The organism is Streptomyces sp. NPDC050759, assembly GCF_044456945.1.
In the GTDB taxonomy this organism is placed as follows: Bacteria; Actinomycetota; Actinomycetes; order Streptomycetales; family Streptomycetaceae; genus Streptomyces.
In genome coordinates, this window is sequence record NZ_JBITGI010000023.1 from 44237 (window position 1) to 69088 (window position 24852).

At 68.3% G+C, this 24852-nt stretch carries 24 protein-coding genes and 1 pseudogene; 13 read left to right on the forward strand and 12 right to left on the reverse strand.

The window, feature by feature from the left end; genetic code table 11:
* Positions 1 to 5: 5 nt before the first annotated feature.
* The 4 genes from ACIBJB_RS42305 to ACIBJB_RS42320 all read right to left on the reverse strand — a co-directional run bounded on the left by ACIBJB_RS42305 (position 6) and on the right by ACIBJB_RS42320 (position 3884).
* Positions 6 to 545 (reverse strand): hypothetical protein, encoded by a 540-nt coding sequence (locus ACIBJB_RS42305; protein WP_398939339.1) that lies wholly within the window; start codon positions 543 to 545, stop codon positions 6 to 8.
* 100 nt (positions 546 to 645) lie between these two features.
* The gene (locus ACIBJB_RS42310; RefSeq protein ID WP_280851281.1) at positions 646 to 1425 is read right to left on the reverse strand and encodes an HAD-IIA family hydrolase; all 780 of its coding nucleotides are present in this window, start codon (positions 1423 to 1425) and stop codon (positions 646 to 648) included.
* 113 nt (positions 1426 to 1538) lie between these two features.
* Positions 1539 to 2297 (reverse strand): hypothetical protein, encoded by a 759-nt coding sequence (locus tag ACIBJB_RS42315; RefSeq protein ID WP_398939341.1) that lies wholly within the window; start codon positions 2295 to 2297, stop codon positions 1539 to 1541.
* Between the two features lie 432 nt (positions 2298 to 2729).
* Complete coding sequence (locus ACIBJB_RS42320; protein WP_398939342.1) at positions 2730 to 3884, reverse strand: ROK family protein; 1155 nt, start codon at positions 3882 to 3884, stop codon at positions 2730 to 2732.
* Between the two features lie 48 nt (positions 3885 to 3932).
* Between ACIBJB_RS42320 and ACIBJB_RS42325 the strand changes: the two genes are divergently transcribed.
* From ACIBJB_RS42325 to ACIBJB_RS42335, 3 genes are all read left to right on the forward strand, one after another.
* Positions 3933 to 5006, forward strand: coding sequence for a Gfo/Idh/MocA family oxidoreductase (locus ACIBJB_RS42325; protein WP_398939343.1), 1074 nt, complete (start codon positions 3933 to 3935; stop codon positions 5004 to 5006).
* Positions 5003 to 5512, forward strand: a complete 510-nt coding sequence (locus tag ACIBJB_RS42330) for a heme-degrading domain-containing protein (RefSeq protein ID WP_398939344.1) — start codon at positions 5003 to 5005, stop codon at positions 5510 to 5512. Before ACIBJB_RS42325 ends, ACIBJB_RS42330 begins: the two co-directional genes overlap by 4 nt.
* Before the next feature lie 140 nt (positions 5513 to 5652).
* Complete coding sequence (locus ACIBJB_RS42335; protein ID WP_398939345.1) at positions 5653 to 6510, forward strand: LLM class F420-dependent oxidoreductase; 858 nt, start codon at positions 5653 to 5655, stop codon at positions 6508 to 6510.
* Between the two features lie 122 nt (positions 6511 to 6632).
* On the opposite strand, the gene ACIBJB_RS42340 is transcribed toward ACIBJB_RS42335, so the two are convergent.
* The 4 genes from ACIBJB_RS42340 to ACIBJB_RS42355 form a co-directional block, all read right to left on the reverse strand.
* The gene (locus ACIBJB_RS42340) at positions 6633 to 7490 is read right to left on the reverse strand and encodes a fumarylacetoacetate hydrolase family protein (protein ID WP_398939347.1); all 858 of its coding nucleotides are present in this window, start codon (positions 7488 to 7490) and stop codon (positions 6633 to 6635) included.
* Between the two features lie 116 nt (positions 7491 to 7606).
* Positions 7607 to 8320, reverse strand: a complete 714-nt coding sequence (locus ACIBJB_RS42345) for a YidC/Oxa1 family membrane protein insertase (protein WP_398939348.1) — start codon at positions 8318 to 8320, stop codon at positions 7607 to 7609.
* Positions 8321 to 8426: 106 nt separating this feature from the next.
* Complete coding sequence (locus tag ACIBJB_RS42350; protein ID WP_398939350.1) at positions 8427 to 8738, reverse strand: DUF6412 domain-containing protein; 312 nt, start codon at positions 8736 to 8738, stop codon at positions 8427 to 8429.
* Between the two features lie 49 nt (positions 8739 to 8787).
* Entirely contained in the window at positions 8788 to 9315 is a 528-nt protein-coding gene (locus ACIBJB_RS42355) for a winged helix-turn-helix transcriptional regulator (RefSeq protein ID WP_398939352.1), read from the reverse strand.
* Positions 9316 to 9382: 67 nt separating this feature from the next.
* Between ACIBJB_RS42355 and ACIBJB_RS42360 the strand changes: the two genes are divergently transcribed.
* Positions 9383 to 10786, forward strand: a complete 1404-nt coding sequence (locus tag ACIBJB_RS42360; RefSeq protein ID WP_398939354.1) for an MFS transporter — start codon at positions 9383 to 9385, stop codon at positions 10784 to 10786.
* Positions 10787 to 10792: 6 nt separating this feature from the next.
* Here ACIBJB_RS42360 and ACIBJB_RS42365 read toward each other — a convergent pair whose 3' ends face one another.
* Positions 10793 to 11581: a class E sortase gene (locus ACIBJB_RS42365; RefSeq protein ID WP_398939356.1), complete on the reverse strand. Its 789-nt coding sequence runs from the start codon at positions 11579 to 11581 to the stop codon at positions 10793 to 10795.
* A gap of 291 nt (positions 11582 to 11872) precedes the next feature.
* Between ACIBJB_RS42365 and ACIBJB_RS42370 the strand changes: the two genes are divergently transcribed.
* From ACIBJB_RS42370 to ACIBJB_RS42390, 5 genes are all read left to right on the forward strand, one after another.
* Positions 11873 to 13345, forward strand: coding sequence for a beta-1,6-galactanase (locus ACIBJB_RS42370; RefSeq protein WP_398939359.1), 1473 nt, complete (start codon positions 11873 to 11875; stop codon positions 13343 to 13345).
* Positions 13346 to 13446: 101 nt separating this feature from the next.
* The gene (locus ACIBJB_RS42375; protein ID WP_398939361.1) at positions 13447 to 14457 is read left to right on the forward strand and encodes a hypothetical protein; all 1011 of its coding nucleotides are present in this window, start codon (positions 13447 to 13449) and stop codon (positions 14455 to 14457) included.
* Between the two features lie 522 nt (positions 14458 to 14979).
* Positions 14980 to 15315, forward strand: coding sequence for a WXG100 family type VII secretion target (locus ACIBJB_RS42380; RefSeq protein WP_398939362.1), 336 nt, complete (start codon positions 14980 to 14982; stop codon positions 15313 to 15315).
* Positions 15312 to 16448 (forward strand): WXG100 family type VII secretion target, encoded by a 1137-nt coding sequence (locus tag ACIBJB_RS42385; protein WP_398939364.1) that lies wholly within the window; start codon positions 15312 to 15314, stop codon positions 16446 to 16448. Before ACIBJB_RS42380 ends, ACIBJB_RS42385 begins: the two co-directional genes overlap by 4 nt.
* A gap of 5 nt (positions 16449 to 16453) precedes the next feature.
* The gene (locus tag ACIBJB_RS42390; protein ID WP_398939366.1) at positions 16454 to 16717 is read left to right on the forward strand and encodes a hypothetical protein; all 264 of its coding nucleotides are present in this window, start codon (positions 16454 to 16456) and stop codon (positions 16715 to 16717) included.
* An 83-nt stretch (positions 16718 to 16800) separates the two neighbouring features.
* Here ACIBJB_RS42390 and ACIBJB_RS42395 read toward each other — a convergent pair.
* Positions 16801 to 17196, reverse strand: a pseudogene (locus ACIBJB_RS42395) (transposase family protein); the annotation flags it as partial.
* A 543-nt stretch (positions 17197 to 17739) separates the two neighbouring features.
* Between ACIBJB_RS42395 and ACIBJB_RS42400 the strand changes: the two are divergent.
* From ACIBJB_RS42400 to ACIBJB_RS42415, 4 genes are all read left to right on the forward strand, one after another.
* Positions 17740 to 18576, forward strand: a complete 837-nt coding sequence (locus ACIBJB_RS42400; protein WP_398939368.1) for a hypothetical protein — start codon at positions 17740 to 17742, stop codon at positions 18574 to 18576.
* Between the two features lie 642 nt (positions 18577 to 19218).
* Complete coding sequence (locus ACIBJB_RS42405; RefSeq protein ID WP_398939370.1) at positions 19219 to 19485, forward strand: hypothetical protein; 267 nt, start codon at positions 19219 to 19221, stop codon at positions 19483 to 19485.
* 113 nt (positions 19486 to 19598) lie between these two features.
* Positions 19599 to 20123 (forward strand): AAA family ATPase, encoded by a 525-nt coding sequence (locus ACIBJB_RS42410; protein ID WP_398939372.1) that lies wholly within the window; start codon positions 19599 to 19601, stop codon positions 20121 to 20123.
* A 508-nt stretch (positions 20124 to 20631) separates the two neighbouring features.
* Positions 20632 to 23772 (forward strand): DUF3427 domain-containing protein, encoded by a 3141-nt coding sequence (locus ACIBJB_RS42415; RefSeq protein ID WP_398939374.1) that lies wholly within the window; start codon positions 20632 to 20634, stop codon positions 23770 to 23772.
* 52 nt (positions 23773 to 23824) lie between these two features.
* On the opposite strand, the gene ACIBJB_RS42420 is transcribed toward ACIBJB_RS42415, so the two are convergent.
* Both ACIBJB_RS42420 and ACIBJB_RS42425 read right to left on the reverse strand, forming a co-directional pair.
* Positions 23825 to 24133 carry an immunity 53 family protein gene (locus ACIBJB_RS42420; protein WP_398939376.1) on the reverse strand — a complete coding sequence of 103 codons (309 nt, stop codon included), beginning with the start codon at positions 24131 to 24133 and terminating at the stop codon, positions 23825 to 23827.
* A 77-nt stretch (positions 24134 to 24210) separates the two neighbouring features.
* The gene (locus tag ACIBJB_RS42425; protein WP_398939377.1) at positions 24211 to 24846 is read right to left on the reverse strand and encodes a hypothetical protein; all 636 of its coding nucleotides are present in this window, start codon (positions 24844 to 24846) and stop codon (positions 24211 to 24213) included.
* Positions 24847 to 24852: the final 6 nt, after the last annotated feature.

A 24852-nucleotide genomic window follows, 5' to 3' on the forward strand; every position in this document is an offset into this window, starting at 1 on the left:
TCCGGTCAGCCCGTCCCGCGACTCCGGCGGCTGCGGCGCAGCACCACGGCCACCGCCGCGACCCCGGCGAGCACCAGCCCCGTCACGGTCTGCCCGGTGCCGGGGCCGGTGGGCTGGGGCTGCATGGCGGAGAGGTGGGTGGCGGTCCAGCCGCCGCCCGCGTTCACCGGGGCGGCGGGGGTCGCGGTGGCGGTGGCGGTGGCCTCCTGGTCCTTTGCCGCTACGACCGTGATCCGGCCCTTCACCTGCAAGTCGGCGCAGGTGATCTCCACGTCGTAGGGGCCGGGGTCGATCGAGGAGCGGACGCGGGTCTCGCCGGTGAGGCGGCCGTCGGCCCCGGTCAGCCGGGCGTCCGCGACGAACGCGGCCGAGGCGGCGGTGGCCGTCCTCCCCGCGCAGCCGGTCACCCGCAGCGTGAGGTCGGCGCCGGCGGCCGGGGAGGAGGGAGTCACCGAGACGCTGCCGCCGTCCGCCGCCTGCGCGGCCGGGGCGAAGGCGGCGACGGCCAGGACCGCGGTACAGAGAGTGAGGCGTACTGAACCCATCGTGAACCTCCAGATACCTGGAGGGTCTCCCGGGGGGCCCGGGTCCGCATCCCGAGGCGGTGCCGCGTTGCTCCGTTCGGGTCCGTCTCAGATCCGTCAGTCAGATCCGGTCGACGAGGTCCGCGATGGAGTCCACGACCTTCGAGGGCCGGTACGGGAAGGCCTCGACCTGCTCGGGGCGGGTCAGGCCGGTGAGCACCAGGAAGGTCTGCATGCCTGCCTCCATGCCGGCCAGGACGTCGGTGTCCATGCGGTCGCCGATCATCGCGCTGGTCTCGGAGTGCGCGCCGATGGTGTTGAGACCGGTGCGCATCATCAGCGGGTTGGGCTTGCCCGCAAAGTACGGCTGCTTGCCGGTCGCCTTGGTGATCAGGGCGGCGACGGCGCCGGTGGCCGGCAGCGCGCCCTCCGCGGAGGGGCCGGTCTCGTCGGGGTTGGTGCAGATGAAACGGGCGCCGTCGTTGATGAGCCGGACCGCCTTGGTCATGGCCTCGAAGGAGTAGGTGCGGGTCTCTCCGAGAACGACGTAGTCGGGCTCGTGGTCGGTGAGGATGTAGCCGATGTCGTGCAGCGCGGTGGTCAGACCCGCCTCGCCGATGACGTACGCCGTGCCCTCGGGCCGCTGGTCGTCCAGGAACTGGGCGGTGGCCAGGGCGGAGGTCCAGATGTTCTCGATCGGAACGTCCAGGCCCATGCGGCGCAGGCGGGCGTGCAGGTCGCGCGGGGTGTAGATGGAGTTGTTGGTCAGCACCAGGAAGGGCTTGCCGGACTCGCGGAGCTTCTTCAGGAAGGCGTCGGCGCCGGGGATCGGCACGCCCTCGTGGATGAGCACACCGTCCATGTCGGTGAGCCACGAATCGATGGGCTTGCGGTCTGCCATGTGCGGGGTCTCCTGCCGTACGCGTGTACGCCGTGCTGCGTCGGCCCCAGCCTAGACAGTGGCCCGATCTTGCGGGAATGGCCGGTTCGGGACAGGCCTCGGAAGGTTTGGGGTCAACGGCGGCCGCGGGCTCGCAGGATCGCGCCCACCGTGACCAGGAGGAGGGACACGGCCGCGAGGGCGGCGGCCACGCCGGGGCCGGTGCTGGCGAGTTCCTCGACCGCGTCCGTGAAGGGGAGGCCTTCCGGGGTGGCCGGGTCGGGGCTCGGGCTCGGGCTCGGGCTCTGGCTCTGGCTCGGGCTCGGGCTCGGGTTCACATCGGTGTCGATGCCGAAGCGGTAGGCGTTGGACTGCCCCACCCAGTCGCCGTCATCACCGCGCCGTTGGACGACGGCCGCGTTGACGGTGACCTCGTTCGGCACGGCGTCCCGGGCGAGCGCCAGCCGTACCTTCACGGTGAGGGTCTTTCCGGGGCCGACGGTGAACCCGGCTCCTCCGAAAGCCCCGACGAGTTCGTCCTCGTCGGTGCTCTCGAAGCGGACGGCGCGGGTGCGGGGGCCGTCGTAGAACCCGAGGCGGAGCTGGGAGGGCTTCAGGACGTGCCGCTCGTCGACGAGGACGACGACGGGGTGGACGGCGGCGCAGGTGTGCCGGGTCGTGTTGGTGAGGTCCAGGTACCAGATGCGGTAACCGCCACCGGCCTCATAGACGGCGGGACCACCGTGGATGCGGGTGGTGAGGGGGAAGGTTCGGCCGGTGGGGGCACAGGACTCACCGACGGGGGCCACGGGGGTGGCCGGGGAGGCGGGAGCCCGGAAGGCCGCCGCCGGGGGCGCGGCGAACGAGGCGGTCGCAGGCGAGGCAGCCGCCATCAGGCGCGTAGGAAACGCAGCGGCCGCCGGGAACGCGGACAACAGGGCGGCCGCGGACCCGGGCGAGGCCGCCGCCGGCACGGGCGCAGCCAACACAGCGGCTGCCGCCGAGGATGCGGGCAACACAGCAGCCGCGGACCCGGGCGAGGCCGCCGCCGGCAGAGGCGCAGCGAACGCAGCGGCCGCCGCCGAGGATGCGGGCAACACAGCAGCCGCGGACCCGGGCGAGGCCGCCGTCGTCAGAGGCGCAGCGAACGCAGCGGCTGCGGCCGAGGGCGCGGGAAACAGGGCGGCTGCCGCCGCGAGGCCGAGGAGGGCGGGCGTATGGGCGTGCACATACCGTCGCATAAACACATGACCATGCCGGGTGGGTGCGGTCGGCCGGGGATGCCGCTCCGTGAGGCCACGGGAAGTCCCCTCGATCAGCGGACGTCAGGCGTCGGCTCGTCCGAACAGTGGGCCCAGCACGAGCTGCGCCGCCCCGTCGGCGACCTCGCCGGGCGCGGCTCGTACGGGGACCGGCTCCTCGCCCGCGCGCCGGGCGCGTTCGTCGAGGACGGCTGCGACGCCTCGTAGGAACGCGTCCGGGGCGGTGGCGACGGTACGTCCGCCCAGCAGGACCAGGTCGATGTCGAGCAGGGCGATGAGGTTGCCGGCCGCGATGCCCAGGACCCGTGCCGCTTCGGCGAGGTCGCCGCGGGCCACCGCGGCCAGGCACAGCGCCTCGACGCAGCCGCGGTCACCGCAGTCGCAGGGCGGTCCGTCGAGCTGGACGACCTGGTGTCCGAACTCCCCCGCCCCGGTCCGCGCGCCCCGGTGCACGGCCCCGTCGATGACGAGCCCGGCGCCGAGTCCCGTACCCAGGTGCAGATACGCGAACGACCCGCGCTCCCCCGCGACCGCGAGCCCCAGCGCGGCCGCGTTGGTGTCCTTGTCGACCACCACAGGCACCCCGAGCCGCCGCGCGAGCGCGTCCCGCAGCGGAAACCCGTCCCACTCGGGGAAGCCGGTGACGCGGTGCAGCACGCCACGGGTGTGGTCGAGGGGACCGGGGAGGGCGACGCCGACGCCGAGGAGGGCGGGGAGCTCGTGTGCGCTGGTGGACGAAGGCGTGTCCGGACCCACCACTCCCGTCCCGCCCGCTCCCGGCACCCCCTTCCCCAGCGCCTCGACCTCCCCCGCGACCACGGCCACCACCGCCTCCGCCCCCGCCCTCGCGCCCAGGTCCAGCGCGGCGCAGCGCTCGGCCACCACCGTCCCCGCCAGGTCCACCAGCACGGCCCGCAGCGCGTCCCGGTCCAGGTGGACGCCCACCGCGTGGCCCGCTCCCGGCACCAGTCGCAGTACGGTCCGTCGCTTGCCGCCTGTCGAGGCGCGGTGCCCCGCCTCCACCGCGAAGCCCTCCTCCCGGAGCCGGGCGGTGATCTTGCTGACGGCCTGGGGGGTCAGCCCCGTGCGGTCGGCGAGTTCCAGCCGGCTGATTCCCTCGGCGCCCGCACCCCGCAGCAGGTCGAGCAGGAGCGCGGTGTTGTGGCTGCGCAGGGCCAGGAGGTTGGCGCCGCCGTTCGTCCTGTTCACGTCTGCCATTCTCCGCCTCGCTTGCACTTTGGCAACAGCGTTGCGAAAGTGGGAGGCATGACTGCTGCTGACCTCCGCGTGGGCCTCGTCGGCTACGGCCTCGCGGGCTCCGTCTTCCACGCCCCGCTGATCGCCGCCACCGAGGGCCTCACCCTCGACACGGTGGTCACCTCTAACCCCGAGCGGCAGGAACAGGCCCGCGCCGAGTTCCCGGACGTGCGGACGGTCGCGGGCGCCGACGAGCTGTTCGCCCGCGCCGCCGACCTGGACCTGATCGTCATCGCGTCCCCCAACAAGACGCACGTCCCGCTCGCCACCACCGCCCTGAAGGCGGGCCTGCCGGTCGTGGTCGACAAGCCGATCGCGGGGACCGCGGCCGAGGCACGGGAGCTGGCGGCGCTGGCCGAGGAGCGCGGCCTGCTCCTCTCCGTCTTCCAGAACCGGCGCTGGGACAACGACTTCCTGACCCTGCGACGCCTCATCGACGAGGGCGAACTGGGCGACGTATGGCGCTTCGAGTCCCGTTTCGAGCGGTGGCGGCCGCAGCCCAAGGGCGGCTGGCGGGAGTCCGGCGATCCCGCAGAGGTCGGAGGTCTGCTCTACGACCTCGGCAGCCACGTCGTCGACCAGGCCCTGACCCTCTTCGGGCCCGCCGCCTTGGTGTACGCCGAGGCGGACGTCCGCCGCCCGGGCGCCGAGGTCGACGACGACACGTTCCTCGCGATCACCCACACGAGCGGCGTCCGCTCCCACCTCTACGTCTCCGCGACCACCGCCCAACTCGGCCCCCGTTTCCGGGTGCTGGGCTCCAAGGCGGGCTATGTGAAGTACGGCCTCGACCCGCAGGAGGCCGCGCTGCGGGAGGGCGAGCGCCCCGGCACGGCGGCCGACTGGGGCCGGGAACCGGAGTCGCTGTGGGGCCGGCTCGGCTCGGGAGAGTCCCCCGTGACGGGCGGCGGCAGCCCCGTCCCCACCCTTTCCGGCGACTACCCCGCTTACTATGCGGCCGTGGCCAGGGCCCTTTCCGGCGGCGGCACCAACCCGGTGACCGCGCTGGAGGCGGCCGCCGCCCTCGACGTACTGGAGGCGGCGCGCCGTTCGGCCCACGACGGAGTGGCGGTGGAGCTGTGACGCACAACACCGAGCTGACCCCGAAGTTCCATCCGGAACTGACCCCGCCGCTGGAGGAGCTGGAGGCGCAGGAACGCCGCCTGGTCTTCCGGCAGTTCACGTTCGAGGACGCGTGGGCGCTGGGCTCCCTGCTGGTCGAGCTGGCCCGGGAGCGGCAGGCGCCGGTGGCCATCGACATCCACCGCGGCGGCCAGCAGCTCTTCCACGCCGCCCTGCCGGGCTCGACCCCGGACAACGACGCCTGGATCGACCGCAAGCGCCGGGTCGTGGAGCGCTACGGCTCCGCCTCCTACCTGGTCGGTGCCCGCTTCCGCGCCAAGGGCAGCACCTTCGAGGAGTCCTCGCGCCTGGACCCGGACGAGTACGCGGCCCACGGCGGCTCCTTCCCCATCACGGTGGAGGGCGTGGGCGTCGTCGGCACGGTGACGGTCTCGGGCCTGCCCCAGCTCCAGGACCACCGTTTCGTGGTCGAGGCGCTGGAGGAGTTCCTGAGCAAGGACCGTTAGTCCGTAGTCCGGTAGCCCGGGAGTCCGGGAGTCCGGTAGTCCGGGAGTCCGGGAGTCCGGGAGTCCGGGAGTCCGGGAGTCCGGGAGTCCGGGAGTCCGGGCAGGAATTATCGCCGGGCCCTCCCGCGTTGGCACCTGCCATGAAGGAGATCATCGGCAAGTACGGCATCTGGAACGGCGGCGGTCTGCGCGGGGAGGACCCGGCCCAGCGAGGCGAACGCGCCGAGGCCGCCGCCGAGTTGGCGGAACTCGGGTTCGGCGCGATCTGGCTGGGCGGCAACAGTTCGGCCGCCAACGCCGCCCCGCTGCTCGAGGCGACCTCCCGGATCGTCGTCGGCACCAGCATCCAGAGCATCTGGGAACACGAACCCGAGGCCGCCGCCGCGAGCTTCACCGACCTGAACGCCTCCCACCCCGGCCGTTTCGTCCTGGGTCTGGGCGTCAGCCACGCCAAGCTCGCGGACCAGTACCGGCGCCCGTACTCGGCCCTGGTGGCCTACCTGGACGCCCTGGACGAGGCGGGAGTCCCTGCCGAGGGCCGCGTGCTGGCCGCGCTGGGCCCCAAAACCATCGAGCTGGCCCGGGACCGCGCGGCCGGCTCGATCCCGTATCTGATCACCGCGGAGCAGACGGCACGGTCCCGCGAACTCCTGGGCGAGGCGCCCCTGTTGGCCCCGGAGCTGAAGGTCGTCCTCGAATCCGACCCTGCGAAGGCCCGCAGCGTGGCCCGCGACTACCTCGCCATCTACCTGGGCCTGCCCAACTACACCAACAACTTCCTCCGCAACGGCTTTACGGAGGACGACCTGAAGGACGGCGGCAGCGACCGCCTGGTCGACGCGGTCTACGCCTGGGGCACGGACGAGAAGATCCGCGCCCGCATCGACGAGTTCATCGAGGCGGGCGCGGACCACGTGGCCCTGCAGATCGTGGACGGCGGCCCGCGCTACAGCCTCCCGAGGGAGGCCTGGCGCAAGCTCGCATCACTACTGACGTGACTGGACCGACCCAGGGGCGCGGGACTGTGTCGATCTGCGGCTCCGCCGCGTGGGCGCGACCAGCCACAGACGGCCTGCAGCCGCCGGACAACGCGCAGTCCCCGGTTCCCCCAGCGGAGCGTTTACGCGTCTTTGAATTCCTGGCGCTGACGCCCGAGCCCCGAGATCTCCAGCTCCACCACATCCCCCGACCGGAGATAGGGCTTGGGCTCGGGCTCCCCCATCGCGACGCCGGCCGGCGTACCCGTGTTGATCACATCCCCCGGGTACAGGGTCATGAACTGGCTGACGTACCGCACCACTTCACCGACGGGGAAGATCTGCTCGGCGGTCGTGCCGTTCTGCTTCAGCTCGCCGTTGACCCACAGCTTCAGGGACAGGTCCTGCGGATCGGGAACCTCGTCCGCGGTCACCAGCCAGGGCCCCAGGGGATTGAACGTCTCGCAGTTCTTCCCCTTGTCCCACGTCCCCCCGCGCTCGATCTGGAACTCCCGCTCGGACACGTCGTGCGCCACCGCGTACCCGGCGACATGGGCGAGCGCCTCCTCCACGGACTCCAGGTAGCGGGCCGTACGCCCGATGACGACCGCCAGCTCGACCTCCCAGTCGGTCTTCACCGACCGCCGGGGCACCAGCACCGTGTCGTAGGGGCCCACCACCGTGTCCGCGGCCTTGAAGAAGATCACCGGCTCGGCGGGCGGCTCGGCCCCCGTCTCGCGCGCGTGGTCGTGGTAGTTGAGCCCGATGCAGACGACCTTCCCGATCCGGGCGACCGGCGGCCCGACGCGGAGCCCCGTGGCGTCCAGCGACGGCAGTTCCCCGGCCTCCGCGGCCGCGCGGACCCGGCCGAGTGCCGCGTCGTCGGCGAGCAGCGTCCCGTCGATGTCGTCCACGACACCGGACAGGTCCCGCAGGACCCCGTCGGCGTCGAGCAGCGCGGGCGTCTCCGTTCCCGCCGTACCGACTCGCAGCAGCTTCATGATCACTATCTCCCTCGATTGCGGGGCGCCCGCCGACGGGTGCAGCCATCGGATGACTGGTCGATCCTCCAAGCTGCGTGTCCAGTCCGCAATACCTGGTTCACGGACTGGACCGGTCAGCGGTAGAGGGCCGCCCTCTCGACCGCGGCCCACGTCGAACTGGTCACCACATACAGCGCGGCCGCCAGGGGCACCACCGCCACGGTGAAGAGCGTGAAGAAGGACATGAACGGCATGACCTTGCCCATCGCGCCCGCCCCGGGCACCGGCTGCCCTTCCGTCACCGGCATGACCGGGTTCGCGGCCATCATCCGCTTCGTGCGGCGGTAGTTGAAGGTCGCCACCACGATCACGAACGCGAACAGGCAGACGTACACGAGGCCCGCTCCCTGGAACATCCCGCCGTCTCCGAGCGCGTCCGCCCAGCGCCCGCCGAGTGGCGCGGTGAACAGCTGGTGGCCGAGCAGTTCGTTCGTCTTCCCGCCGATCGTCGTGTTGGAGAAGAGGTGGTAGAGCAGGAAGAACGCCGGCATCTGGAACATCACGGGCAGACAGCCGGTCAGCGGTGAGACCTTCTCCTCGGCGTGCAGTTCCAGCACCGCCTTCTGGAGCTTGTCGGGGTTGCCCTTGTGCTGGGTGCGCAGCTCGGCGATCTTCGGCTGGAGCCTGGTGCGGGCCTTCTGGCCGCGGGCGGCGGCGCGGGACAGGGGATGCACGAGCAGTCGTACGAAAGCGGTGAACAGGACGATCGCGGCGGCGGCCGCGGTGGCGCCGAAGAGGGGGTGGAGCAGGTCGGCGAGATGCTGGACCAGATCAGCGAAGACGGACATGGGTGAGCCCTCCGGGGGTCTCGTCGTGCCGGGAGTGGTGCGAGGCGGCATGACGACCCGCGCGGGGTGTCCTTGCAGGAGCGGGCGTCCTTACAGGAGTGAGCCCCTACGCGACGGTCGCCGGGAGGGCGTGTCCGGGCGCTCGGGGGCGGGGGCGGCCGTTGGCGTCGGGGTCGCGTTGGGGGAGGAAGGCCGTGCGGCGGGCGCGGTCGCGGATGGCCGTACGGACCCGGGTGGGCGGTACGGCGGGCGCGCAGCGCGAGGCGATCAGCGAGCAGGCGGCGAAGGCGGAGCCGGCCGCGGCGGTCGCGGCGAGCGCGACGGCGGCGGAGAGGCTGCCGGTGTCGAGCAGGACGACGTCGAGGACGAGGAGCAGGAGCACGGCGGCGGGCCGCACGCCCGTCCAGTTGCGGATCACGGCGCTCCCCCTCTCCCTGTTGTCGGCCTCGTTGTCGGTCCTCCCCCGGTTATACCTGATCGACCACGATCGGTTGCAAGAGCCTCTTCGGCTTGAGCAGGGCCCGGCTGACCGGATCCGCCGGGTGGGGATCGAGTCCGGGCCCCGGCACCATCAGTACCTCCTCGAGCGGTACGACCCTGGCGCAGGCGGGGCATTCGCCGTAGGAGCCGATCTCGGTGCCGCACTCGGTGTGCTGGAAGGTGCGCAGCGCTGTCTCGCCGTGGTGCTCGCGGCCCCAGCGGCCGAGGGAGCGCAGGGCGGGCCACAGGGCGATGGCGCGGTCGGTGGCGACGTACTCGTCGCGCGGCGGGGACTCCTGGTACCGCCGCTTCTCGAGGATCCCCTCCTCGGTGAGCATCTGGAGGCGGGCGGCGAGGACCGCGCGCGGGATGCCGAGGTGGGCGAGGAAGTCGTTGTAGCGCCGGACGCCGTAGAGGGCGTCGCGGACGACGAGCAGGGTCCAGCGTTCGCCGACGATCTCCAGCGCGCGGGCGATCGAGCATTCCTGTGTCGCGTAGTCCTTACCCAGTGCCATGGCGCCACTGTAACCATTTTCCGGCAGTAGGTTCAATGACAGAACCTACTCTGCTACGGTTCTCGGCATGACTAGGTTCAGTGAACGAACTCTATCGGAAGCTCTTTCCGAAACGAAGGTGTCGGCCGCCCCGGCCCCAGCGCCCCCGCGCCCTTCCGCGACCCTGGCCCTGACCAGCGCCGCCACCGCCGTGGCCCTGATGACGTACACGGCTCCGATGGTCACGCTCCCCGATGTCGCCGCCGACCTGCACACCCCGCTGTCCGCGCAGGCCTGGCTCCTGAACGGCACCCCGCTCGGCCTCGCCGCCCTCCTCCTGGTCGCCGGCAGCCTCGCCGACGACTACGGGCGCCGCCGGATCTTCGTCGCCGGCACCCTGGCACTGGGCCTCACCACGGCCCTCGGCGCGCTGACCTCGTCCACCTGGCTGTTCACCCTGGCCCGGATCGCCCAGGGCGCGGCCAGCGCGGCGCTCCTCGCGAGCAGCCTGGGCCTGATCGTGCACGCCTTCCCCTCACCCAGGGGCCGTCTGCACGCGACCGGCGTGTGGGGCGCGTTCGTGAGCGGCGGCATCGCGGTCGGCCCGCTGCTGAGCGGCGCGATGCCGAACTGGCGGGTGTCCTACGGCGTTCTCGGCGCCGCCGCCGTGCTCGTGGCCGCCCTGTCCGCACGGCTCCTGACGGAGTCCCGGGCCCCACGCGGCGGCCGCCCCGACCTCGCCGGGGCCGTGACCTTCGGGCTCGCCCTGGTCGCCCTGGTGGCAGCGCTGACCCTGGGCCGGGACGGCTGGCTGCGGGCACCGGTCGGGCTGTTGCTGCTGGCGTTCGTGGTCCTGCTCGCCGGGTTCGCGGCGGTGGAGCGCCGCTCGGCCACCCCGATGATCGACCTGGGCCTGCTGCGCCACCGCCGGTTCCTCGCGTCCTCCTCCGGCGGCCTGTTCACGGGTCTCGCGGTGATCGGCCTGTTCAGCTTCCTGCCGGCCCTCCTCCAGCAGACGGTCGGCCTGTCCGCGATGGACACCGCCTGGCTCTTCCTCCTCTGGTCCGGCCTCTCCTTCGCGGTGGCCCTCCAGGTCCGGCGCCTCGCGGGCCGGGTGCCGCCGCGCTGGCAGCTCGCGATCGGCTTCCTATTGCACGCGGCGGGCGTCCTGACCATGCTGGGCTCCCTGGACGCCGGTTCCTGGGTACGGCTGCTCCCCGGTCTCGTGGTGGCCGGCATCGGGAGCGGCCTGCTGAACGCGGCACTCCCGCTGCTCGCGGTGGAGTCCGTCCCGGCCGCGCGGGCCGCCATGGGATCGGGCGCCCAGCAGACCTTCCGTTACATCGGTTCCTGCGCCGGAGTCGCCCTGACGATCGCGCTCGCCACGTCCTCGGGAAGCGGCCTCGCCCACGGCGCGGACATCGCGATGCTGGTGTCGGCAGCCCTGGCACTGGTGGCGGCGGCGAGCGTGGTGGCACTGCGGGAGCAGTGAGCCCCCTCAACGCGGCCGCATCGACACCAGCTTGCCCCACACCACCAGCCGGTACCGGGACGTGTACTCCGGGGTGCAGGTGGTGAGGGTGAGGTAGTAACCGGGCGCGGTGTAGCCGTAGGTGGGGTGGACCGTCGAGCGCGGGACCGGGCGGAGCACTCCCGAGTCGCGGGCCGAGGTCTGGCGGAGGGTCCTGTCCACGGCGTACGTGTAGACCGCGCTCCGCGTCTCCACCCGGACCGTGTCCCCGGGCACGAGGCGGTTGATGTACCGGAAGGGCTCGCCGTGGGTGTTGCGGTGCCCGGCGAGCGCGAAGTTCCCGGCCCGGCCCGGCTGTCCGGTGCCGGGGTAGTGCCCGACGTACCCCTTGTTGAGCACGCTCCGCTTGCCGACGCCCTCGGCGACGGGGACGCGGAGGTGGAGACGGGGCACGGTGAGGATGGCGTACGCCTGGGAGCGGCCCGGTGTCAGGGTGGCGGCGCGGAGATCCCGCTCGGCGCGGGAGCCCGGGGACGCCGTAGAAGCCGTGGAAGAGGACGCGGACGGGGCCCCGGAGCCGGAGTCGGCCGCCGTACCGGAATCGGCTCCCCCGCCCTGTCCCCACTCCCGCTCCAGCGCCTCGACCCCGTGCCGAGCGCCCTCCTTGGCCTCCCTGTTGGTCCACCACAGCTGGTGCACGACGAGCAGCAGCAGGACGACGCCCACGGTGACCAGGAGTTCGCCGCCGGTCCACACCGCGCGGCGGCGACGCTCGCGCCGGCGCCGGGTTCCGTGGTGCATGATGCGCTGCCGCATACGTCACGCCTCCTCGGAATGCTTCCTCGGAACGCCTCCTCGGACGGGGCCGCCCGCACGATAAGGGCGGGGCCTTCAACTCACCAGTGCCGAACCCCTCGTAGAGCGGGCGAAGCCGTCGACGCGTCCGGCATACCGAACTTCCTCCACAGGTTTTAGGAAGGGCTGTCAGAACTCTCGACAACCCCACTGGCCACACCCGATGCTTCGTCGTGGCATGAACGGGGCAAGGCCACGACGCGCGTCACACGGCCGCGTCGATCCATCGGAGTTCGGAAGTTCGGAGTAGCCATGATCCGACGCAGAACGCTGCTGACAGCCGCAGGAGGCACCCTCCTCGGCAGCGCGCTGGCCACCGGTACCGCTCGTGCGGACGCGACGATCGCGGTCAGTCCGGGGACGTCGTACGGCACCTGGGAGGGCTGGGGCACCTCCCTGGCCTGGTGGGCCAACGTGTTCGGCGCCCGTGACGACTTCGCCGACATCTTCTTCACCACCAAGTCGACGTCCTACAACGGCACTTCGCTCCCCGGCCTCGGCCTCAACATCGCCCGCTACAACCTGGGCGCCTCCAGCTGGAACTCCGTGGGCGGCACGTCGATGACCGCCTCGCCGAACATCCCCGCCTTCAAGCAGATCGAGGGCTTCTGGCAGGACTGGAACAACGAGGACCCGACGTCCTCGGCGTGGGACTGGACCGCGGACGCGAACCAGCGGGCGATGCTGGTGAAGGCGACGGCGCGAGGTGCGACCTCGGAGCTCTTCGCGAACTCCCCCATGTGGTGGATGTGCCTGAACCACAACCCCTCCGGCGCCTCCGACGGCGGCAACAACCTCCAGTCCTGGAACTACCGCCAGCACGCCTCCCATCTGGCGGCCACGGCGTTGTACGCCAGGAACAACTGGGGCGTGAACTTCTCGACGGTCGACGCCTTCAACGAGCCCTCCTCGTCCTGGTGGACGGCGACCGGCACACAGGAGGGCTGCCACATGGACGCGACGGTCCAGTCGGCCGTACTGCCGTACCTGCGCAGCGAGTTGAACAACCGCGGCCTGACCGGCGTGAAGATCTCGGCCTCCGACGAGACGAGCTACGACCTCGCCCGCACCACCTGGAACTCCTTCAGCTCGACGACGAAGGGGTACGTCAACCAGGTCAACGTGCACGGCTACCAGGGCTCGAACGGCCGTAGGGACCTCCTGTACACGGACGTCGTGACCACGGCCGGCAAGAAGCTGTGGAACTCCGAGACCGGCGACAGCGACGGCACCGGCTACACCATGGCCTTCAACCTCCTCTACGACTTCCGCTGGCTGCACCCCACGGCCTGGGTCTACTGGCAGGTCATGGACCCGTCGACGGGCTGGGCGATGATCGCGTACGACGCCTCTACGCTGCAGCCGGCCGCGGTCCAGACGAAGTACTACGTCATGGCCCAGTTCGCCCGGCACATCCGCCCCGGCATGAAGATCATCGACACGGGCGTGAGCAACGCCGTCGCGGCCTACGACTCCTCGGCCAAGCGCCTGGTCATCGTGGCCCTGAACACCTCCACCTCCGCCCAGACCCTGACCTTCGACCTGTCCAGGTTCACGACGGTCACGGGCGGCTCCGGCGGCCTGGTCCCGCGCTGGAACACGGTGACGACGGGCGGCGACAAGTACGTGTCGTACTCCAACACGTTCCTGAGCGGAAAGTCGGTGGCGGTGCCCTTCGCGGCGAAGGCCGTGCAGACGCTGCAGATCGACGGCGTGACGATCTGAGACGGGGGGGTGCGGCCGGGCCCCGGGCTCTCCTCCCCTTAACCGGGCCCTGGCCTGCACCTCCCTCTTCTTTGTCACTGATCGGCAGTACGGTGTCCCCCATGCGCCCCGACACGCCTGCCGAGAACGTCGACCACAACGCCGAAGCGGCGCGCCTGGAGCGGACCGCCGACCGGTATCCCGAGGACGCCGAAGCCCTGCTCCTGCAGGCCGCGGCCCATCTGGAACTGGCCGGCGACCGCCCCGCCGCGTCCTCCCTCTACGACCGCCTGCTGGCCACGCAGGAGGGCCTGGAGAACCCGTTTCTCGTCCGTGCCCTGAAGGCCGCGAACCTCTGGGAGTACGGCCATGAGGCCGAGGCCCGCGCGATCATCGAGGGCGTCCGCGTGGCGTCACCGCGGGACCCGGCCCCCTGGGTGATCGTCGCGGAGGCCCTGGAGTCCCACGACGAGCTGGAGCAGGCGCAGGAAACGTTCACGGAGGGGGTCAGGGTGCTCCTGACGGACGTACCGGAACCCCCGTACTCCACACACCCCCTCCTCTTCGGCCGCCACCGAGTCCGCCGCATGCTGGGCCTGGCGCACGACGACTGGGACGTCCTGGCGGACACCCTCCACTCCTCCCCGGTCTCCCTGGACGAGCTGCACGACCCGAAGCGCGTCTGGTCGCTCGGCTCGGAGAACCCGGCGGAACTGGAGGCGGAGATCTCCCGCCTGCGCGCGGAACTCGGCACGTTCAGGGAGGCGCTGTCCCGCCCGTTCCCGGTGGCGGTCCTGCACTGGCCCGCCACCGAACTCACGGAACTGGTGGACGCCTACCCTTCCCTCTCCGCGGAGTACCCCTCCCACGAGGAGCACCTCGCGACGATAGAGGCCTCCCTGCGCGAACTCTCCGCCTCCGGCACACCGAACCTCGGCATCGTGACGGGAACGGTCCCGTCGTACGAGGCCTTCGCGGCATCGGAGGGCATGAGCCCGGCGGAGGTCTCCCTGCTCCCGCAGTACGCGACAACGCTGGCGGCGCGTGGGCGTGCAGTGGAGTGGCCGCCGCAGCGGGGGACGGGGTGCTGGTGCGAGTCGGGGCGGGTTTATGGGGAGTGCCACGGGGAGTGACGCGGTGAGGGGCCGAGGAACTCAACTCGGCCCCCTTCTGTTGTTTATGCGTGTTTATTGCGCACCCGAGACACACCCGCGCTCCCACCGGCCGCAAGCCGCTGAGCAAACCGGGCGTGCCACCGAGACGGGACCGCGCAAATCCAACTCCCCTCGCAGGGACGCTGACTTACCCCCAACCCACCTGGGCCACCCGCCCTTCCGGGCCGCCCGCTCGCTTCTCCCCCGTGCTGGAGCGGACTGGGTCAAGGGTCGGCCGCAGGCCGATCGCCGAAGGCGACGCGAAGCGCCCTTGAGGCAGTCCGCGGAAGCACGACACTGCAAAGAAGCGGGCGGCCCAACGTCAACTATGCAGTGAGCGAGACCGCCAACCCTGGAACCACCGCCACCGTAGGCATTGCGCAGACCAGAGCGGCGCAAAGTGTGCGCCACCCTTCGCTTCGCAAACGTAAAAGTTCCTTCTCCGGAGGGCTCCCGCCCAGGGATGCTGGCCGCTGCGACGGTTTTCGAACGGGGAGTGGGATGGGCGGGCAGTTCGGGGTGGACCCCGAGACACTGACGGAGTTGGCGGGCAGGTTCGACCGGGAAGCGGCGGGGCTCGCCGGGCCGATCACGGCGTTCTCGGGGAGCGCGGCCGAAATCGGTGAGGCGTTCGGGCTGCTCGGGATCTGCGACGGGGCGGCGGACAAGTACCGGCAGTTGCTGGACAACACGGTGAAGGCGCTCGGCCACCTGCCGGACGTCCTGAGGAGCGACGCCGACCGACTGCGGCTGAACGTCACCCAGTACGCGAACTCGGACCAGACCGCCCTCGGTTATCTGCATGTCGCGGCGGGCACCTCGGGTGGCCGTCCGTGAGCGTCAACAGCTGGATCGACGGCAAGGTCCTGGAGATCCTCCAGGCGGCCGGCGTGGAACTCCCGGGCGGCGACGGCGACACGCTCCGCTCCATTGCCCGTTCCTGGGACACCATGGGCACCGAACTGACGGACGTCATACGGGCCGTGGACTCCGCGATCGCGGGGGTCGACCGGCATGGCTGGCACGGGGACGCACGGGACGCCTTCGAGAAACACTGGGGCGAGCAGAAGCAGGTCATCCGGGAGATCGCAGACAACTTCCACCACGTCGCCGACGGCCTGCGGTCCTACGCCGACGAGATCGACGGAATCAACAAGGAGATCATCGACATCTGCGTCGAGATCGCCGAGATGGAGATCGCCGGGGTCGCGTTGTCGTTCTTCACCGGGTTCATCTCGGACCTGGTCGCGAACACGGCGGTGGCGGAGCGGGTGGCCAAGGTCGTGGAGTTGGTGCGTCTGTTCTCGGCGGCGGCGGAGAAAGTGGGCGGTCTCCTTGAGAGATTCACGGGGCTCAGCGCCGAGACCGTAGCTGCCTTGGAGCGGGGCCTCGCGACCGCGGCCAGGGTCAGCGCGAAATTCGCCAAGACGGGGCTGGAGAGCTTCGTGACCAACTTCGCTGCGGACTCGGGAAGCATGATGCTGAACCAGGCCGTTCATGGGCAGCCGGTGACCGTCGGGGACGATCTCAGGAACGGCGCGTGGCTCGCGGGCGGGACCGCCGGGTTCACCGCGGGAGCCGGCATGGTGGGCGCCCGCCTCACGGGGACGGCCGGAAAGCTCCTGCAAGGGGAGGGCCTACTGGGTACGGCCGTCAACGGCGCGGCCGGTAACGTCGCCGGTGGTCTGACAGCCGACGTCAAGAACGGCCAGGACGCTTCGACTATGGGCCAGGACGCGCTGGCCAACGCAGTCGCGGGTGCCGCCGGAAACGTCCAGAACCACGGGGTCAACCATGCCCTGGAGGAACACGGCAGCCTCGGCGGAGAGCACCTCAGCGACCAGGGGAAGCTGGCGGACGGGGCCTTCAGGAACACCGTGGGCACCAGCCTCAACACCGGCGTCTACGCCGCTGGGTCCGGTATCGAGTCCGACATCCAGGACCTGATGAAGCATGAGAAGGACGAGTAGGACGAGTGACATCTCTCAGCGACGTGGCCCTCGCGGCTGTGTTCACCCCCAATCCGGACCATCCCCTCACCTGGACCGGCTTCTTCGGGTTCCTCGCGGTGGTCATCGGCTGTGCCATCGCCCTCATCGGGGCATACGCGGCGTTCAGCACCTGGCGCGGACTGGAACCGTCGCGCCGCCGTGCACAACTGCTTCCGCTCACCATCCTGGCCGCTATTTTCCTGGCCGTGGGCCTGGCCGGGGTAGCTCTCGGCGTCTGGCTCTTCTGAACATAACTCCCACACCGAGGACTTGATGAAGGACGAGTAGGACGAGTGAGCACCCTCAGCGGCATTGCCCTCACGGCCGTGTGGACGCCGAAGTTCATGCCGTGCTTCTTGTGTTTGCCCGAGTAGAACGGGCGGTCGGCAGCGATTCGGTCGATCGGCAGGAGCGTCCCGTCCAGGATCATGTACGCCTTCGTCGACGCCGCTCGTACGGCTTCGCTGAGGGTGGGAGCGAGGGCAGCCAAGAGGTTGACGGCCTCGGTGATGTACCGGTAGGCCGTGGTGGTGCCGCTCCCGAATCCGGCCCCGAGTTGGGCGTAGGGCTGGCCGTTGCGCAGGTGGGCGAGGGTGAGCACGGCCTGTCGGCCTGCGTTCAGGCGGCGCCATCGGGTTCCGAGAGCACGGCGATGTTCCCTCAGACGGGCGGCGAGGAAGCGCAGAGCAGAGCTGGACACGTCGACACCGGACGGGTAGACAGGCATGCGAATCCTCTGGTGGAGACGGTTCTCTTGGTTGAAAACCCATCTACCAGGGGCTTCAGCTATCTGTCAGCCCAACTGCCCGCCCTTCATGGGAAGTTGCAAAGGGCTCACTGCCCAGCACGAAGGCTCACCCGTCTCTCTGACTGTCCCCCGCTTTCAGCACGGACACCCCGGTGCCCGACGGCAGCACCTGACCGAGAGCGCGAGAACGGCGGTGGGGGTTCGCAGCCCGACCGCACATGTTTGGGCACTCCGCGATCACCCGGTGAGGCCGGTCGATTGCACAGCTTCGGTGCTCTCGCCGAGGGCCGGTAAACGCGAGGGCCTCGAAATCTGCGCTTCCATGATGCTCACGAAGTCAAGCAATCAAGTCTGGCACTGAGGCAAATATCGACCACAGTCAGGTAAAGGTCGCCATTAAACAGCAAAAGTCGAGCAACGAACCTCAGATCTACCTCAAAATATCTGTCACGCCAGAGTCAACTGTGGCTACTATTCGATTCCGCTCGGCGATTAAAAAGCCACATATTCCCTGGGGGGTAAATGCGCAAGGCTAAATACCTGGCATGCACTGCCATACTGACGGTAGCGATTTCAGCGAACCTAATCAGCACGGCCAGTGCGACCGATATTCAGCAGGAGATCCGCCACGTCCACATGCAGGCGCTTCTGTCGGCGCACCAGGCGGCACCCGTTTCACTTACGGACGCGCCCGTCTGGGACGAGACGATAAAGTTCATGAATGCCGCCAAGGCGAACGGTGAGACCGAAGCCAACATCGACGCGCTCTTGACGGGCGGGTCATGGGTTGCATATCCCGTGGAAGAGTCGCTCGCGGTTGGTACGTCTAACACCGACGCCGAGGTTGACCCGGAAACGCAGCCGGAGGTTTCAGCGGCGGATCAGGCGGCAGCGGCTCCTGGGGCCGCCGAGGTGATGCAGGTTGAGACTGTCACGCCTAACGACGGCTCGATGAATACGCCAGATACCGCCGGCCCTCCCGCGCAGTGCACAAGCCACAATGCGACAGTCAGGTTGAAGAACGTCAGTCACAACACACTCTGGTACTACACCCTCGCAGAACACTACTGCTACCGCGGCGGGGCGATCACCAGTTACGAGGCGGAGCCGACAGTCACCCACAAGGTCTACGATTGGGCCGAGCTACTCGGCTGGTCCTGGGAGGGGGCGGACCTGACTGGGACGAAGGGGCCGTCTTTGTACTCGTGGCACGGTAGTTCGCGCGGGGGCTTGAAGATCTGGCGTAGGGGCCAATTCAAGTACTCGCCCTACCATATCAGCGCCACACAGCAGAAGTTCCCACAGATTCACCTCTACGAGCACGCAGACGGCAATTACCTCTACACCTGGGATATTTGAGCTAAGAAAAGAGGCCGGGCATGGTTTTCTGGGTCGTTATAATAGGGGTAGGAATTCTTACCTGGTTGCTTTCTGGCCGACGGATCGTCGTCACCGTCATAGCGGTGTTGGTTGCAGCGGCGCTCTTCTATGTGTTCGGCGCCCCCGCCTCGGTGAGCGTCACATCGGGAGCAGGGGAAATTTCAGCCGTACGTTGATCCGGAAAACCGCCTGAGGCCCGGAAAGCCCCAACAAAAATTTGTTGGGGCTTTCCGGCATGCCTTCCGTACTGTGAGCCTTTTTCAACCTCGCCAGGGCGCTGGCGAGGTTGAAAAAGGCTCAATTTCTCGGCTACCTGATACTGATCGCCGGGTGCGCGATCACCGTCACCGGGGTTGTCGCGACCGTCTTGATTCTGCGCAGTACAAGCCAGAAGGGCCACCCATCCCTCCGGGCCCGCCCGCTCGCTTCTCCCCCATGCTGGAGCGGACTGGGTCAAGGGTCGGGCAGCAGGCAGATCGCCGCAGGCGACGCGTCCGCAGGGAGCGCCCCTTGAGGCAGTCCGCGGAAGCACGACACTGCAAAGAAGCGGGCGGCCCGACGGCAACGCAAGTCGGATGTCCGGGTCTGACCAAGGACATCGACAACGAGAGGGAGTGAACGGTGCACGGTGAGCTCGGGGACATGATCCTCGCGGGGGTCGCGCACAACAATCTGGACCACACCTCCGGCTGGAGGAGCTTCTTCGCGGCGTTGATCCTGATCGCCGGGGGTGCCTTCGTCCTCGCGGGTGCGGTCGCGGGCCTCACCGCATGGCATGGCGCACAGCGGCCCGGCGCACGGAGCCTGCGGGGCGTGCTGTTCGCCACGACAGGGCTCTTCGTGGCGGTGGGTCTCGCGATCGCCGCAATAGGCGTGTGGCTGTCCTAAGCGACGCACCGAGTGAGCCCGCTCAGCGGCACCGGCCTCGCGGCCGTGTCCGTGACTTCGATCCGGCTTTGACTCAAGCCATGATCACTTGGCCTTCGTGACAATATCTGGGCGTGACGACGTTGTTCCTGACCGTCGGTCTGCCCGGCGCCGGAAAGACCACGAGAGCGCGGCAGCTGGCCATGGAGCACAGAGCGCTGCGGCTGACGCCGGATGAGTGGATGATCCCGCTGTTCGGCGATCCGCAGCCGGCCGGGAAGCGCGATGTGCTGGAAGGACGGCTGCTCTGGCTCGGTCTGGAGGCGCTGAAGCTGGGAACGAACGTGGTCTTGGATTTCGGATGCTGGTCGCGTGACGAGAGGTCCGCGATCCGCTGGCTGGTGACGTCTGTGGGCGCATCCTGTCAACTCGTGTACGTGCCGGTGGACCATGAGACCCAACGCGCTCGGATCGCCCATCGCCAGTCGACCACCCCTGATCAGACCTTCGCGATGAGCGAGACGGACCTCGTGCACTGGAGGACGCTGTTCGAGGAGCCCGACGCCACGGAACTAGAGGAACATGAGGTGGGAGGTCCGCCTGCTGGATGGTCAGGATGGCGGGAGTGGGCCGCCGATCGGTGGCCATCGCTCGCGTGACCGTCCGGCCAACATGGGTGCGGCCCAGTGCAGCCGTGCCAGGAGCGCCGGGCCCGGAAAGATCCACAGGACAGGCCCTCAGGCTGGAGCCGGATGGCAGAGTTTTCAGGTTGTAGCCCCGATCTAACAGCTACCCACCTGTGCCGCAAACGGCTCGGCATGCGTCGGCACTGACGCCACCAACGCGATCCACGACCCAACCGCGAACGCCAACTCGAAACGGCCTCGCTGGAGCCCACCCTTGGGATTCGCGCGGACTCCGACGACGACAGCGCGTGGTACCTCCCACTGCAGTTCGTATGCCGCCATGGTCTGCCTCACCAGGAACCGCCCAGCCCGACTCTCCCAGCCGCCGTACGTCACGGGCTGTCCCCATCCCAGGCCGACTTGCCCGCCTCAGCCAAGGGCAACGGCCTGAAATCGATCAAGTTTCGACACAAGCGCTTCGATTGTCAGTGACTGCTGTTAGAACAGATCCACATCGGCATGAGGGAACGAAGGAGCGGTCGTGGCGGAATCGAGTGACCTCAAGGCTGGCGTCCACGAACGGCTTGTCACTCAGGAGCTGCACGACCAGATACAGGGACTCGAGGCTGCGGGCTGGAAGGCCATCGACGCGGAGGTCAGCCCAGAGTCCACCCCGCACGTGCTGGCTAGGCACATTGGCGAAACCATCGGCCGTCGGTTGGCTCAACTGCCACAGAACGAGCAGGTGGCCGTCGCGAACCAGATCATGCAATCGCTGACCAGTAGCGCGCCTGGACTGGATGAAGGAGAGGGCAACAGCAGCATCGTCGATGGCCCCCGGCAGTTGCTCGCCCTCGCGGAGCAGGAAGCCCCCGGCGTCTACGCCATCCGCCCGCTCACGCCCCTCTCTGAAACCGCACTGATCACCAACGCCCCGGACGATCCCAACCTCGGCGCCGAACTGCGCGCAGAGCTAGCCACGGCCGACCGCATCGACCTTCTGTGTGCCTTCGTAAAGTGGTATGGCATCCGTGTCCTGGAGAGCTCTCTCCGAGAAGCCGCCCGTCGTGGCGTACCCATTCGCGTCATCACCACGACATACATGGGCGCAACCGACCGGCATGCCCTCGACCGACTGGTCCGAGACTTCGGCGCAGAAGTAAAGGTCAACTACGAGACCCGCTCGACTCGCCTGCACGCCAAGGCCTGGCTGTTCCGTCGCAATAGCGGATTCGATACCGCGTATGTAGGGAGCTCCAACCTCTCCAAGGCCGCACTTCTCGACGGCTTGGAGTGGAACGTACGCCTGTCGTCCGTGGCGACACCGGCTGTGTTGAACAAGTTCGAGGCCAGCTTTGACTCCTACTGGAACGACATCGCTTTTGAGACCTACGATCCAACTCGCGACGCCCTGAAGTTGGACGAGGCTCTGGGCGTGGCCGGTAGCTCGACGTCTCACCAGGACTCAAAGATCAGCCTCTCAGGCCTCGAAGTTCGGCCGTACCCACACCAGGCCGACATGTTGGAGCGCCTGCGCGTCGAGCGTGAGGTCCGCGGGCACCCTCACAACCTGCTGGTGGCTGCGACTGGCACGGGCAAGACCGTCATGGCCGCCCTTGACTACCGCAATCTGCACAGAGAGTGGGGCGGCAAGCAGTACCCGAGTCTGCTCTTCGTGGCACACCGCAAAGAGATCCTGAAGCAGTCGCTGCGTATGTATCGCGAAGTCCTCGATGATGCGTCATTCGGCGAACCCCTCTTCAGCGGTGAGCTACCGCGCGACTGGCAGCATGTCTTCGCCAGCGTCCAATCGCTGACCGACCAGCGACTCGACCAGTTCGCTCCGGAGCACTTCGACATCATCGTCGTCGACGAGTTCCATCACGCTACGGCTACGACATATCGTCGCGTCCTCAGCCACTTCAAGCCGAAGCAGCTCCTCGGCCTGACCGCTACTCCTGAGCGTGCCGACGGGCTCAATGTGCAGGACGAGTTCTTCGAGGGCAGGATCGCTGCCGAGATGCGCCTGTGGGAGGCGCTCGATAACGACCTTCTGTGCCCATTCCACTACTTCGGCGTGCCCGATGGCACAGACCTCACACGCCTCAACTGGCGTTCGGGGACGTACGACCAGAGCCAACTCGGCGACTTGTTCTCCGCGGACCACGCTCGGGCTCGTATCGTCATCAAGCAACTGCGGGACAAGGTGTCCGACCCGACAAGTATGCGGGCCCTCGGATTCTGCGTCACCCGGAAGCACGCTCACTTCATGGCGAAATGCTTCCAAGAAGCCGGATACAAGGCTGCGGCCTTGGACAGTGAGTCGAAGCCTGAAGTCCGCGACCGGATCCTGTCTGAGCTCAAGACAGGAGGGGTCCAGGTCATCTTCTCCGTAGACCTGTTCAACGAGGGCTTGGACATCCCCGACGTCGATACGCTCCTGCTCCTCCGTCCCACGAACAGCGCCACCGTCTTCCTCCAACAACTCGGTCGAGGCCTACGCCGCACGCCGGACAAGCCGGTGCTCACGGTCCTCGATTTCATCGGACAGCACCGTGCAGAGTTCCGTTTCGAGGAGCAATTCCGTGCGATGACAAACCTGTCACGCAACCGACTTCTTGAGCACGCCGAGCATGACTTCCCTCTACTGCCGTCCGGCTGCCAGATCATCCTTGAAGGTAAGTCCAAGGACATTGTGCTGGACAACATTCGCGCCCAGATCAAGGCAACCGTTCAGACTCTCGCCAAGGAGGTCAGGGCCTTCCGCACACCGCTCCTCGCCGACTACCTCAGGGAGAGCCGCCGCGAAATCAAGGAGCTGTACAAGTCGAGCAACTCATGGACGTCCGTCCTGCGGCGCGCCGGTCTGGCCGAGCTACCTGAACAGGCTGGCGAGGAAGACCTTTTGAAGCGCGTGCATGCCTTCCTGCACGTCGACGACCTCGAACGCGCTGAGGCGTATACCCGCCTGCTGAGCGATGACGCTCCGACTTACGAGGCTCTGAATCCGAGAGACAAGACATACGCGCGCATGCTCTTCTTCAATCTCTGGGACAAGGCCGGTGGTTTCAGCTCCTACGCGCAAGGACTTGAATCACTCCGCCAGCAGCGAGCCCTCCGTAGCGAACTGCGGCAGGTACTTGACTATGTGATGGGCCAGGCCGACCACTTCCCCATCCCTTTGGCGGGCCCACACGCGCACATCCCTCTGAAGATCCACAGTGCTTACAACCGCTCGGAGATCCTGGCCGCGCTTGGCGTCGCTCGACTCAAGGGGCAAATGCCTGGTTCCTTCGCGCAGGGCGTTCTGTGGGACCAGCCGAACCAGACGGACGCGCTGTTGATCACTCTCGAGAAGAACGAGAAGGACTTCTCTCCGACCGTCAGGTACAAGGACTACGCACTGAGCCCTTCCCTCTTCCACTGGGAGTCACAGAGCACCACGGCAGAGACCTCTCCTACCGGTCTGCGCTACCAAGAACACGTCCAACGCGGCAGTCACGTACTGCTGTTCATGCGGCGCTACAAGGACACTGACATCGGCAAAGCCCAGCCGTGGATGCTGCTCGGCCCGGCCACCTACCTCCGGCACGAGGGCAGCAAGCCCATGGCCATCACGTGGCAGCTGCATCATGAACTGCCTGCGGACGTCTGGTCGTACTCTGCCATCGCTGCGGGTTAGCAGACAGGGAGCACAGGTTCACCGGATCGGTGTCCTACGGCCGTGCGACTGCTCAGGGAGTGTTCGAGATCGCCCAGGCGCGGAACAGCGTGAGGGCCTCGGTGAGGTTGGCCGGCCCACACCTGGCGTGGAAGATCTTCTCGGATGTCCACGCCCAGACCCAGTCGTGCGGGCTGCGGTTGACGCCCTGGCGGGGGTAGGTGTGTTCTTCCAGGTCCGTCTCCTCCAGGTCGATGGTGACTGTCCAGCCGGGGTTGTCGAGCGTGGCGATCTTCACGCCCCACTCGTGCTCCCAGTCGTCGTTGCACTGCGCGGCGTACCAGTCCTGAAGCCAGCCCAGGACCTGATCCGGTTCGTTCATGGCAGGAGATGGTAGGTGGGCCGGGACCGGGGATGGGACGCGGATGGTCCGATTGCCATGAGAGTGCGGGCGCAGCGCTAGCTGATCGGCTGCCGTGGGTCACGAATGATCTCGCCAGCCCGCTGGAGGAAGGTTGCGTGCGCTTGCACCATCCCGTCCCTAGCTTGCCCAAAACTGGACCAATCGGCGCTAGAACTTCGGGAACTGACACTCTCGATATGCAGCAAGGCATGCACAGCCGCCACCGACTTGCCCGTGATCGCATAGGCCAATGCATAAGCCTCGCTTGGTCCCCATAGGGCTAATTGACTGGTTTTAGCCTGCAATTCGAGCGTCTGCTCCCTCACCTCCCGCCTTGCCGCTTCATCAAACCCGGCCCCATTTTGCACCTCAGGTGCAATACGGGTAAGTACCTCATCTAGAGCGGCATAAGCCGCAAGGAGGGCGGCAAAGGACTGATGTCGCTGACTACGTACCCACTGCCAGTGCTCCGCTGCAGCCTGACCATGCACCTGCGTGAGTGCTGCCTCAACTGCCTTGCGTCCGCCCGCTTCTGCTCCATGCTTAGCGTACCTGCCAGCGATCACCGCTCCGATGACCGCAGCCGCGAAAGCGATAACACCCGAGATGACCGTCCCCGTCGCATCACTCATCAGGCCATCCTCGCTTGGACCCAGCGCGACCACAACATCCTTCCCAGCGGCCTCCATCACTTCCCA